The organism is Bradyrhizobium sp. B120 (assembly GCF_049075665.1).
Taxonomy (GTDB): Bacteria; Pseudomonadota; Alphaproteobacteria; order Rhizobiales; family Xanthobacteraceae; genus Bradyrhizobium.
The window spans coordinates 1,892,656-1,904,924 of record NZ_CP185242.1 but is presented as its reverse complement, the minus strand read 5'-3'; the positions used below and the strand labels follow the sequence as shown (position 1 = coordinate 1,904,924).

The following is a 12,269-nucleotide window of genomic DNA, read 5'->3' as shown; positions in this document are numbered from 1 at the left end:
GCGCTCTCAGATTGCCCTTCGTCATAGTCGACCCTGATCCAATTTCAGAATCCGTCGAAGCGGCAGCTGTTGGTTGGATCGGCCGCAGCTCATTTAGCTTCTGGTCAAAGTTCGCTTGATCCGCGGACGGGTGTGCCGGCGAGCTGGCTTGCGCTCAAGTCTCCCGGTTGTCGCTGCGCCTGCTGCAGGAGATCGTAAGATTCATTGGAGTCTTCCGCGGTGTTCCGTAGGTCGGTATTCATTCTGCCGCCTCGAGCATTCCGTTTTCTATTTTCGTATATCTTTCGAGAAGCCACGAGTCAGGGAAAGCAATGCCACCGATACTCACGCTCTTTCAGACGCCGTCCCGCTCGGCTTTGGGGAAAGAACGCCCGAATCGCCTCCGAACGAGTGGATACTGTAGTCGACTCGAAGAGCCAGAAAAACACAGAACATTTGGGAATGAAGCTGAAGCAAAAGGATTTGCGGGCGATTAGCCGCCTTCTCGGCCATGGTGAGCACCATGGCTCTCAGCGTCTCTACGTCATTCGGGAGGTTGAGATCGGGCGGCATCATTGGCCCGACCAGAGCGCTTTTTGCCCCGGTTCTCTTGCCTTTCAGCTCACTGATTCACTTGGCCGCAGCGCTTTTACCCAACAATCTCCGGCCGCTTGACCACCACGGTCCGGACCCGCTTCCAGTCCATTCCATCCACCAGTGCCGTCAACTGCGCAGGATTCATCTGCACCCGATGATGCCCGATCCGCGGCCAGCAGAACTTCGCCTCTTCAGGACGTTTTAAATAGAGGCACACGCCGGAGCCATCCCACTATACGATCTTTATTCCATCGGCTCTTTTTGCTCGGAACAACGGATTTGAACCGGCATCGCGCACTAGGAACACCTTCACACCAGAGGGGATCATGCCGAACGGACCGCCCGGATCACCCGCTGCAAGTGCGCCTCGTCGACGTCCACGTCGGCGCGCACGACCACCTCGCCAATCGCAATTTCGATCACGACACCTGCCACAGAAGCCACCACACCCTCGCAACTCGAGGGCCGCGAACGATAATGCCGCTCGGCCCGAGCATCACGGCGCCAGGCGAACAGCTGCGACGGGTGAATGCCGATCCGGCGGGCGTCGCCGATACGCTCGCGCCGGGCTCCAGCGCCTCTGTCGCAACTTGCGCCTTGAACTCGTCCGACCAGCGTCGGCGACGCTGCCGCGGCGCTCCCTCAAGACTGTCGGCGATCGCTTCGATCGTATCGAAGGTTCTAGTTCCAGAACTAGGCGCAGACATAGAAGCTCACATCGGCTCACAAACTCAGCAGCCGATAGCCGATCGCTCACCCACTCCGCCAGACGGGGTCTCTTTGCCGCTTACGATGCTGCGCCGTCAGGTCGACGACCTGCTCACCGTTCAGTCTTGTCCGCGAGACGATGATCTCGCCTCGGCGCGAACAGATGGGAGATTGCGATGTGCGTCATGACGCATTCCAACGCTCGCACATCTCGATGTTATCTCAGCAGACTTGAGAGCTCGATCGTTGCAACGTCATCTCAGGAGCCACTTCGCGTTCTGGTGAAAAAGACGGCCATCCGTGACTATCGAGGAGATGCTTAACATCGGCCACGCCGTAGTCGGACGAACTTGAGGCGCGACTCTTTCTCAGTTCGCCTGCGCAGCACCGCCTCGATGGCGCTACCAGCAAGCTTACAATCTGACGCTACGTAAGATTCAAGTGGTTTGATGTCGATCTAAGATCGGCAGGAATAACCGGCTGATGGTGATCGTGACGATGATCACAGGCGTGCAGCTGATTCTTCGAACTCTTCCAGCTGCTTACAAACCTCACATAGATCACGAGTACGAGTGATTAGTTGCCGTTCTCGACCTGCATCGTCTTTGCAATCAAGCGGCTTCACTGGCTTGATGTTAGGAAATGTCGACCAGTCGCGCGTCTCGTATCAAAGATTCGATTGCCCCTTCTTTCTGCCATGTTCGCATCCAAAGCAGGTACTCGCCGATAGCGTGCTTCGCGCGCGGCAATAACGAGTGTCTCAGGAGATTTCCATGGTGAAGCCAGTTGTGATTGTGGTGGGTGCGGACAAAGGAGGTGTCGGCAAGACGACCGTATCACGGACGCTTCTGGACTACTTCAGAGTCAATAACGTGCAAACACGCGCATTCGACACGGAGTCGCCGCGGGGGACGCTGAAGCGCTTCTATCCGGAGATCACCGAGATCGTCGATATGACAACGACCGCGGACCAGATGAAGATCTTCGATACCCTGAACTCAGGGCTATCCGTCACCGTCATCGATGCACGCGCCGGCTTACTGTCCTCCGCACTGGCCTCCTTGCGCGACATCGGTTTTTTGGATGCGGCGCGGTCTGGACAGATCACCTTTGCCGTATTCCATATCTTGGGATCATCTATCGCTTCGCTGGACGAGATCGCCGAGACCGCGACCTACATGAGCGGCGCAAAATACTATCTGGTCAAAAACTTCATCAACGACACTCAATTCTTCCAGTGGGACCAGCCGACCTATAATTCCTATTTTCATCGCATCAAGCATGCGACCGAGTTGACCATACCGAAACTTAACGAGATGGCCTATGAGCAGGTCGAAGTCGCTTCCGTCCCATTCGTGGACTTCGTCGCAAACAAGGGGCGGAACGATGAGCCGGCGAATAACTCCTTCGTGCTGCGCGGCTATGTCCGGCATTGGCTGGCAAATGTCTGGAGCGAATTTGATCGCATCAGCTTGACGGAATTGACCGGAGCTAAGTCAGCCAACCGTGGCGACGAGAAGTAGTCGCATTATCGGCGAGCGACGGGTTGAGCCCAATACGAAACAAGATTGATCTGCTGGCTATGTTAGCAACCCCCATCTACATCATCTGCTCTCCTAGCCCGCAGGTCGGCAAAACTCTCATCGCTCGCCTCCTGAGCGAGTTCTTGCTGCTAAAAAATGGCAAGGCGCTCTCCTTCGATGTCAGTCTGAAGGAGCCGTCATTACTCGATTACCTCCCCAACATCACGGAGACCGCAGATGTGATCGATACTTACGGCAAGATGCAGTTGATGGACCCGCTGATCATCCACGACGGGGTCGCCAAGGTGATCGATCTCGGTTTCCATGCCTTTGATGAATTCTTCAAGATGTGCGAGGAGATCGGCTTTATGAAGGAGACGATGCGCTGCTATGTCGCGCCTATTATCTTCTTCGTCGCGAATGCTGACCGCGTCTCCTTTCGTAGTTATGACATGCTGCGGCGGCGGATTCCGCCGGCGGCGCTGGTCACTGTCCACAATGAGTTCGTGCTGCGCGGCGGATTACCCGATGCGATGGATGGCGAGCGGGTACTTCGGATTCCCGCGCTGCCGCTGTTTCTCAAGAGATATATCGATCGACTTAGCTTTTCCTTCACCGGATATCTGCGCAACGAGAAGGACTGGTCCACCGAGTTGCATCAGTGGATCCGACGAAATTACACCATGTTTCGCGACCTGGAATCGAGTGTGATGCTGCGGGGACCCTATCGATCTCGAGCGACGAATATCGAAAGCCTGCGGGGCACAAGGGCACACTGAAGTCCCGGCTCGCCATCCATTCCCCAATGGGAGGTGAACGTTTGGAATCGCGATAAAGGATTCTTCACCCGTAAAGAGCAGTCGAGAGTACCTTTTCAAGCCGGCGCGCGCTCTCGGCGCAATCAACAAAGGCCTGGGTCCTGGATTATATCATCCTGGATGACAAGCTCCCTCCTGTTCTAACATCGGCCGCGAGGAGCGATCCTCCAACATCGGCTCATTCTGTCGCAGATTTCGACGGACAAGCGACGATGACCCGGCTCTTGGTTTGCTCCAATTGTCGGTTGAACAAACGGCTGCATCTGCTGTGATACGACGGATATTTCTCTACGCCCAGCTCATTGCAACCGATCCATGCCGTGACCGATGAACTCGAGCATTGACTTTGCCTTGTTGATCTCGCGTGAGACACGCTTCAGGATCCGGATTGCCGCCTCTTCCGTCGCAATCAGCCCCGCTCTTTCGCAGGCTAGCCCGAAATGATGCATCACCTGTTCGTCGGATGGCGTGATGCGATTCTGCAACACGCTGGTCGTCAATGATGAGAGCATGTGGTCGACGACATCCTTCTCAGCCTCGATCAAGAACTACGTCCTTCTGATTGTTCGCTCAATTCTATGAAATGTGAACGCTGCCACCGCATCACCAGGCGGCGTTCGCTGCGCGGGATTGTCGTGTTCGAGACGTCCGCATCATGCGTATTGAAGACAACTGCCGAGAGATTTCTTTGGTCGATTATCTCGTCTGCCGGGTCCACTTCTCTCCAACACGGGGCTGCGCGGCTTCAGTTTGCGTGAGTTGCAGCTGCCTGCTGATCTCCGCTATCGTCCGATACCCGGCGGCGTCTTGCGGCCATTTGCTAAAGCCATTCAGCAGATTCTCCGATTCCAGCTTGGTAAAGTCAAACAGCCGGACACCGCGGCGGAGGACCTCATCGGCTATTGTAATCGTGGCTTGGCGAGCGGCGCTCTCTTGCGGCCATTTGTTGAATCCGATCACCAGGCCCCTGAGGTCTTGGGCGGTGAAACATGAGAGCCCCGCCTTGCGTTCGCCGCGGCGAAGGAACTCGCCCGCGAGCACAACGGCCACTTGACCACAAGGCAGTTCCTCCGGCCAATTGCTGAAGCCGTTCACCAAATTCGCCAATCCCTGCTGCGAGAACTCACAGAGCTGAGCGGTGCGGCGGAAGACCTCGCGAGCGAGAACGACAGCAGCTCGGCGAAAGGCAGCCTCTTCCGGCCACCTGCCAAAGCCGTTCACCAGGTTTGCCAGCCCCTGCTGCGTAAGATCAGGGAGTTGGGCAGCACGGCAAAGTACCTCACCAGCGATCGCAACCGTAGCCTTGCGACAGGTCGCATCTTCGGGCCATTTGCAAAACCCGTTGACAAGGTTCGAAAGTGCTTGCTGGGTATAATGAGGAAGCTGGGCGCCACTTCGCAGGAGCTCACTTGCGATCGCGACCGTCGCTTGACGAGTGACTGCCTCATCTGGCCATTTGCTGAAGCCATTCACCAAGTTCGCCAGATCCTGCTCGCTAAATTCGCGAATCTGGACGGCACGTCCAAGGACTTCGCCCGCAATCGCGCCTATGACCTGACCACAGGGCAACTCCTCTGGCCACTTGCTGAAACCGTTCACCAGGATGGCCAACCCCTGCTGGGCAAAATCGCGGAGCCGGCCGGGACGGCACAGGATTTCGCGCGCAAGCGCGGCCGCGGCTTGGCCCGAGGCCGCCTCTTCCGGCCATTTGCTGAATCCGTTGACCAGGCTCACCAACCCTTGCTGTGTAAAGTCAGAGAGCTGGTGATGGCGGCCCGCACGGCAAATGACCTCCCCCGCGATCGCGGCTGCGGCCTGACGAAAGTCAGCCTCTTCCGGCCACTTGCTGAAACCGTTTATCAACGCCGCCAGACTCAGATTATTCAATCGTTGAAGCGACCTGCTTTCCTCGCGACAAAAACTAGCTATTCTGATCGCTCCGTTGCGACACTCCGCTCTACTGGAGTGCCGGCCGAATGATGCTGCAAATATGGAGAGGGCTCTGATTCCGACTTTCCCAATCAGAGCATGGTCGAGCTGCGACACACGAGACGCAATTCTCTCGCAAGCGGCCCGGCCGGCCTGGCCTCCGGCCTTTCGACTCACCGCGTTGCATGTCGTCGCATAGCCCCACGATCTCCCGGCACGGATGCTTTCCTCGAAGTTCGGCAGAAATCGAGATTGAAACTCAACGGCGGCCATCTGCAGAAACGCGGAGTGGTCTGCCTTGCGCAGCTGCTTGTCGCGCGTGACCACTGCAGTTGAGAATTCAACGATATCGCGAGCACGATCGATTTCGCTTAGCGCCGTCGTCAGATCAGTGTGAGCGGACATAAGACCTTCCGAGCTTTTTCCGCGGCGTTCGGTGCGGCCGCGCGCTCAGTGCGACCGGTCATCACCTCTGGCTGGATACTAACTGCCTATCCAATTGAAGCCATCTGCTTACGAGCGCCGAGCTATTCACTCATCGCGCTCTCTTTGCGCAGGGATTTAAATGCGATCGCAGCTGTTGCCGACATTCTGCATCATTCCATGATCTCATGCCGCATCGCGAGCCCGCTTGTTGCAGCACGATTGACAATAGCCCCCACTGCGTCGCCTCGTGCCCACGATGACTCTGGTTCTCCCGCCCGTCGCCCATAAGCGACAAGTTTGGCAATTAGCATGCCATCGCCGCCGATCATTATTTGCCAATGAGTCATAGACGCGTGTCCCGCCCGCTTTTTTCCTTTACGAGACTACAACCTGACGCAACGTGAGATTCAAGCTGTTAAATGGGTATCTTGACGCTGAATGTGCACAGCCGACGATGATAGCAATGATTATCAGTGGAGTGCCTATTGAGTTCGACACTGATCCCGACTGAAATAATAACAATCTGTGATAGGCTGAGCCTCACGCTGGCCCGTGCGTATTCTTGCGCTGCTGGGGGAGAGGCGAGCGTAATAAAGTCGCCATCATTTTACATCCCTTGCGCCGTTGGAGGTCAACGTCGCCACGTTCCCGGTAGTGCTCTGCTGGACTGAGGTGAAGCCAAGGCCGAGTGGCTGGGCATCGAACAAAGTCGCCAAACAAATGTCACTTTGGTGCCATCGACCATGGCGGCGTGCATTGTGTCTGACGAACTCCTGCTCGACCGTCAGCTTCCTCGGGCGTCGGACCCGACCCAAACCTCTCTGATATACGTCGACCGTGTAGCGTGCAGGAAATATGCGATGTACACCGTCACAACGCCGGGAAACGCAATGATCTTCAGCAAATACTTTTTCACACGCGTAGCGTGAGCTGGTACCGGTTGATAAAAGCCTTGCACACCTCAAACCGCTCGCCACATTCCCCGATGACATCGGCAAGTCACAAGTTCTTAGACGCAGCTGTTCGGTATGTATGCGGCGCCATGGAGCGGTTGCTCGCGGATATCCGCATGCTCGATGTTTGCAAATCGCCGGGTAAACCTAAATCTGCAATCTGTGATGATGTCGATCGATGATAGATTGAGTGAGATCAGATGGGTGCGAAACGAGGTTTGGCGTTGTCGTAGGTTGCTTCGAGCGGGGCTGCCTGGCGCTGAGCGCGAGGTCGTGGAGAAGCGTCTGCTTGAACAGCTTTCTGCCTTCGAGCGGCTCTTGGCGACCGCATTTCCTTTGGTCCTGAGCACTGAAGCGAATTCGACGAAAAGCACCGTAGTTGGGCCAAGCGACTCCACTTAGGCGCCGATCGAGAACGCCGCAATGGCGTCAACCGGTTCCTTCGGAAGGTCGATTGGCGGCCGACGTGAGCGACTTCCTCGATCTACTCCCTCGAGGGCGACGGTCAACGCCAAGCTAATCCCGTGACGAGCGGCTCTGACTTGGAAGGCCGCCATGGAATGAAATCGCAACGCCAGCATTCAAGCGATTTCGCTGCCGATTATCGCCGATTCGACCGCCTGCCAGGAACATTAGGCTGACGTCGCCATAGATGAGTGACCGCAGGAATTCCTGGACGATGCTTGGCCGTAACCAGCCCGGACGTGCATAGCGTATATCCCCCGGGTCAGTTTCGGCGAACCGGTGGCAACTTCACTGCTGGCTCGCGGAATTGGCTGCACCGCTGATAACGAGCTACTGCAGCACCGAAAATGCGAGCTTCCGATCGCATCACGACCTCACAACAGGCGTGCGCGCGCGCTCGATCGCCGAACGAGGCCATCGATTGCTGGAACTTGCATGCCCGCCAGTGGACCAACGGCGCTCCAGCTGGAGGGACGCTTTCGATCTGCTTCAAGACAACCAGCGTGACGAAAACTTCAGCACCCACCCCGTTTGGACCGCTGCCTGCCGGTTACGTTCTGAGATTGACGCTCGGGCGGCTCACTCCCGACGCAGGACGATCGGAAGCTTGTCGACGCCTCGTTTCGCCCGTCCCTTTCTTTCCGCCGCGGTTGGCATCACGCGGCGACATTCGACAAGCAAGCTTTTGAAATTGTCCCGAAGACAAAACATGGTCGCGTCCACATCCCCACGTCCTGTAAAGCGGTTGCAGAAGCGCATCACGTCTGGTTTGCAAGACGTCAAGACCTCTTCCGACCTGCGATCTCGCGCGTGAGCGTATCCCGTGCACAACATGGCCGCGATCGCAATCACGGCAACGGGTGGCAGATTGGGATACGCAGGGGAGGTCCAACCCGTCCGTCGCTTTTGGTTCACCAAACCTCCCTTGCGCTGTATATCCTTCATGATTGTTCCTTGTCCCGCGATTATCGTCCTGCTTGCCGGGAAGCAGGCCAAGCATTGGCAGAAACCATCGTGCTATTGCAGGGCCGACGTCGTCGTTGCCCTGCTTCCGAATCATCGTTCCACCACGCGCGACAGGCCCGTCGCCCAGACTAACGCCCAGTAAAGATCGGCTGCACACGCGGCTCGCGCAGCCCGCTTTATAGCTTGAGACATTCGCAATGTTGGTTCCCAATATGACTCTTCTGCAAAGGCGTCCGACCTTGCTTCAGAAGACCTACAACCTAACGCTACGGTCGATTCAATCACTTTGAGCGTCGAGCAAGTGTCAATACGCGCTGAGATGGGCATATCTGCATCTTGACATGAGCAAGAAGAACGAACTCCTCGACAATTACACGCTTCTCCGGCTGCATCGCGTGCAAGGCGTCATCCGATGTCGACCGCTGATCGCTCGGCCTACTGTTGGAGCGCAGCGCATTGTTGAAGGCGCCGCAGACGAGCATCGCGATTACGTCGAGCCGATCACCCGACAAGCGGCCTGGTCGCTGCTCGCTCTGTGCCACGCCGACCAACGTCTTAGCGCCTGCACGCTCAACGATGGGCGGGACCGACCGCTTTACGGCTCGAATACAAGGTATGAAGCGATGGGCCCAGGATACCTTGGTCTGGGCCGGTGATTGTCGTATCTGTGACGGACAATTGATTTCGCATGTTCAAGCCGCCTGCTGCTATTCTTATTCTGCAGTTCCTTGAGACCCAATCAGCGCTTAGACCTTTGAGCCCGACTGGCACGGCAGTTGCTACTAACAGCGGCAAGCGTGAGACCTGCGTGCAGCCTAGCCGCAACATATAAGACGCCATTTGTCTTTGACTGCTGCCAGCCATTCTGCAGACGCAGGCCGCGCGAATCCCGCGCTATGTTCGCGATGCCCAGGATCTACGACAACAGACAGTAAGAATCGGTATGAGGAAATCAGCGGCACGAGAGTTTTACATGGCAGGCAAGTTGTCTATTGCGGCCGCCGGGATTCTGGCCACGTCAGCAGCAGGCGCCAATGATGATTTGATGAACGTCGCGAGGCGGATTTTCAAGCCGATCCCCTCAGTCGTTCCTGCGGTGAAGGATAACCCCATCACCCACGAAAAGGTCACACTTGGCAAATCCCTGTTCTTCGACCCGAGGCTATCGGCGAGCGAGGTCATCAGCTGCAATACATGTCATAATCTTGGGACCGGCGGAGTGGATGCCGGTCCGTTGTCGGTTGGTCATCGCTGGCAGCTTGGTTCACGTCGCGCGCCAACGGTCTATAACGCAGTCTTCAACGTAGCGCAGTTCTGGGATGGTCGCGCGGCGGACCTCAAGGCCCAGGCCGCAGGCCCTGTCCAGTCCAGTGTCGAAATGAATGCGACGCCCGCTCACGTGCTCAACACGTTGAATTCGATGAACGGTTATATCGTTATGTTCAGTAAGGCGTTCCCCAACGATCCGGCGCCGGTTACCTTTGAAAATTTCGCCAAGGCCATCGAGGCTTTCGAGACGACATTGATCACACCCGCCGCCGCCTTCGACCAGTACCTCGAGGGCGATGCGTATGCGCTTAGTGATCAACAGAAAGCAGGATTGAAGCTATTCATCGAAAAGGGATGCTCTTCCTGCCACAATGGAATCAACGTCGGTGGACAGGATTACTTCCCGTTCGGTGTGATGGAAAGGCCAGCCGCAAGCCTGCTCCCTCGGGGCGACAAGGGCCGTTTTGCCGTCACCGGGGTGCCCAGCGACGAATATGTTTTTCGCTCCGCCCCGTTGCGCAACGTCGCATTGCGCCCCCCTTACTTCCATTCGGGCCGGGTTTGGAGCCTCAAACAGGCGGTTGGCGTGATGAGTGAGATTCAACTCGGCGCGAAGCTTAACGATACGGAAAAAGACGACATCGTCGCGTTTCTGAATTCACTCACCGGGCAGCTGCCTAAAATCGATTATCCGATACTGCCCGCGCGTACCGAAAAAACACCAAAGCCCTCTGTGGACAAATAGAGCCCTTGCCGCACCAGAATTAGGCGTTCGTCGAATGCTGAGGAAGACGGCGCAACGACGCAAGCTTCTCGTCCATCCTGCATGTCCGGTTGGCGACGCCAACGTCTGAAGCCCAACGACACGATGGGGCCATTCCACTAGCCGGGTTGGGACCCACGCGCGTTTCACCATGAGCCAAGCGGGCTGTGCGCCATATTTTTGAACGGCACGCAGATTGCTGGGTGAGGAGCAAGGAGCTGCCGCGACGAAGGCGGTCGCGGCGGACCACCGCCGGAGCTCCAATGAAGCTTATCCGATTGATCCTAGTCGACCTGGTTTTGATGCTGCTTGCGCCTGAAATTGCAGAAGCCATGAATACGGGCGTTGGCGCAATCGTCACATTGGCTACGAAAGCCGTGGCTCCCTTCAAGCGGACTGCCGGCGCCGAGGCCGTATCGAGCTCTGGCGCGAAGCGACACCTCTCCAGCCAAACGATGCAAGCCCTGCCCGCGACACTGGAACCCGCTTTGTCTATGTCATCGACAAGCGCGCGCGGCAGCGTTCGATTGCCGGCGCTCAAGATGCCGGCTGCCGTAACACCATCAGTCCGCAATCCTGCGGCCGCACCTCCTTATGGCCTCCTAGGGACGGAGACGCAGCGCTGGAGCGAGACAGACCGGATTGTCGGCGGCATGGTGATCTTCGCCTTTGGAGCCATTCCGCTCGTGACCTTGATGGAAAGATACAGCGCAGGAACGGGCACGTGAGAGACGCGACACCTGGCCATATCGAAGTCGCCTTCAACGGCTCTCTGGCCAGCGTCCCGCTGGATGCGCAGTTCAGCGTACCGGCCAAAGGTGTCACGGCCATTTTCGGTCCGCCTGGGTGCGGCAAGACCACACTCGCGCGCTGCATCGCCGGCGTTCAGCGTCTACCGAGCGGGTTTTGCGCGATCGATGGCGAGATTTGGCAGGATGAGACGACGTTTTGGCCGGCTCATCAGCGTCCCGTCGCATATGTATTCCAGCGACCGATTCTGTTTTCTCATTTGTCCGTCAAGCGCACCCTTCTGTACAACACGCCAAAATCGAAAGCGACACTGATCGACTTTGATGGCGTGGTCGAATTGCTCGGCCTGGCGCCATTGCTTGACTGTCAGCCCTCATTACTTTCTGGCGCCGAGCGACAGCGACTTGCCCTGGGAAGTGCGCTGTTGTCCCAACCTCGGCTACTTTTGCTGGACGACCCGCTCATTTTGCTCGACAGCCCCGCCAAGCGCGAGATTCTGCCATTTCTCGAGCGCATGCGTGAAGAGCTTACGTTGCCTATGATCTATATCAGCCATGACATGGCTGATATCGAGCGCTTTGCCGATCATCTCGTCATGATGAGAGATGGCATTGTGACTGCGGCTGGGCCGCTGCATGCCGTTCAGAGCGATCCAGCGCTTGCCGCGCGCGGCGAAGCGGCGGTTTGCATTGACACCATCGTCGGCGGCTATGACGGGCGCTATGGGCTAATCATCCTCCGCCTCAAAGGTGCGCGTCTGTTGATACCGGGACCGCCGCTCAGACCCGGCGCGCAGCTACGGCTGCGCATTGCGGCCGGCGATGTCAGCATCACGTGCGAGGCACCGCGCGCAAGTTCCATCCTCAATATCTTTCCGGCACGCATCAAAGCTTCTCTGCCGTTCGACGAAGCTGAGGTGACATTGGTTCTGGCTCTCGAAACAGGCCGATCGGGCGTGCCGCTTTTGGCCCGCATCCCGCGCCGCTCCTTTGATGCGCTAAAGCTCAGCAATGGAATGGACGTATTCGCCGAGGTCGCGCGCGCCTTGCCGGTCGCGGCCCCCGAGCGGTTGCTCGTAACCCCTTCCACACCAGCTAGAGATGTTCGACGGTGAGCGCCGACA

The 12,269-nt window shown here is 57.3% G+C and carries 11 protein-coding genes; 7 read left to right on the top strand and 4 right to left on the bottom strand.

Annotation, left to right across the window (positions count from 1 at the left end; translation table 11 throughout):
* Positions 1-441 precede the first annotated feature (441 nt).
* Complete coding sequence (locus ACOIX3_RS08970) at positions 442-654, top strand: hypothetical protein (RefSeq protein ID WP_420971987.1); 213 nt, start codon at positions 442-444, stop codon at positions 652-654.
* On the opposite strand, the gene tnpB is transcribed toward ACOIX3_RS08970, so the two are convergent.
* Positions 629-793: an IS66 family insertion sequence element accessory protein TnpB gene (tnpB, locus tag ACOIX3_RS08965; protein WP_420969437.1), complete on the bottom strand. Its 165-nt coding sequence runs from the start codon at positions 791-793 to the stop codon at positions 629-631. The genes ACOIX3_RS08970 and tnpB overlap by 26 nt on opposite strands.
* Positions 794-995: 202 nt before the next feature.
* On the bottom strand, positions 996-1,283 hold the full coding sequence (locus ACOIX3_RS08960) for a transposase (protein ID WP_420969436.1): 288 nt from the start codon (positions 1,281-1,283) through the stop codon (positions 996-998).
* Positions 1,284-2,057: 774 nt separating this feature from the next.
* Here ACOIX3_RS08960 and ACOIX3_RS08955 point away from each other — a divergent pair.
* Both ACOIX3_RS08955 and ACOIX3_RS08950 read left to right on the top strand, forming a co-directional pair.
* Positions 2,058-2,807: a hypothetical protein gene (locus tag ACOIX3_RS08955; protein ID WP_420969435.1), complete on the top strand. Its 750-nt coding sequence runs from the start codon at positions 2,058-2,060 to the stop codon at positions 2,805-2,807.
* Between the two features lie 59 nt (positions 2,808-2,866).
* Positions 2,867-3,586: a hypothetical protein gene (locus ACOIX3_RS08950; protein ID WP_420969434.1), complete on the top strand. Its 720-nt coding sequence runs from the start codon at positions 2,867-2,869 to the stop codon at positions 3,584-3,586.
* A gap of 338 nt (positions 3,587-3,924) precedes the next feature.
* Here ACOIX3_RS08950 and ACOIX3_RS08945 read toward each other — a convergent pair whose 3' ends face one another.
* Positions 3,925-4,170 carry a hypothetical protein gene (locus ACOIX3_RS08945; RefSeq protein ID WP_420969433.1) on the bottom strand — a complete coding sequence of 82 codons (246 nt, stop codon included), beginning with the start codon at positions 4,168-4,170 and terminating at the stop codon, positions 3,925-3,927.
* Between the two features lie 151 nt (positions 4,171-4,321).
* Positions 4,322-5,959: a hypothetical protein gene (locus ACOIX3_RS08940; RefSeq protein ID WP_420969432.1), complete on the bottom strand. Its 1,638-nt coding sequence runs from the start codon at positions 5,957-5,959 to the stop codon at positions 4,322-4,324.
* A gap of 2,746 nt (positions 5,960-8,705) precedes the next feature.
* On the opposite strand from ACOIX3_RS08940, the gene ACOIX3_RS08935 reads away from it, so the two are divergent.
* The 4 genes from ACOIX3_RS08935 (at position 8,706) to modC (ending at position 12,260) form a co-directional block, all read left to right on the top strand.
* Positions 8,706-9,020, top strand: coding sequence for a hypothetical protein (locus ACOIX3_RS08935; RefSeq protein ID WP_420969431.1), 315 nt, complete (start codon positions 8,706-8,708; stop codon positions 9,018-9,020).
* A gap of 317 nt (positions 9,021-9,337) precedes the next feature.
* On the top strand, positions 9,338-10,378 hold the full coding sequence (locus ACOIX3_RS08930) for a cytochrome-c peroxidase (RefSeq protein WP_420969430.1): 1,041 nt from the start codon (positions 9,338-9,340) through the stop codon (positions 10,376-10,378).
* A 281-nt stretch (positions 10,379-10,659) separates the two neighbouring features.
* A complete protein-coding gene (locus ACOIX3_RS08925) occupies positions 10,660-11,124 on the top strand; it encodes a hypothetical protein (RefSeq protein WP_420969429.1) in 465 nt (154 codons plus the stop codon).
* The gene (gene modC, locus ACOIX3_RS08920; RefSeq protein ID WP_420969428.1) at positions 11,121-12,260 is read left to right on the top strand and encodes a molybdenum ABC transporter ATP-binding protein; all 1,140 of its coding nucleotides are present in this window, start codon (positions 11,121-11,123) and stop codon (positions 12,258-12,260) included. Before ACOIX3_RS08925 ends, modC begins: the two co-directional genes overlap by 4 nt.
* Positions 12,261-12,269: the final 9 nt, after the last annotated feature.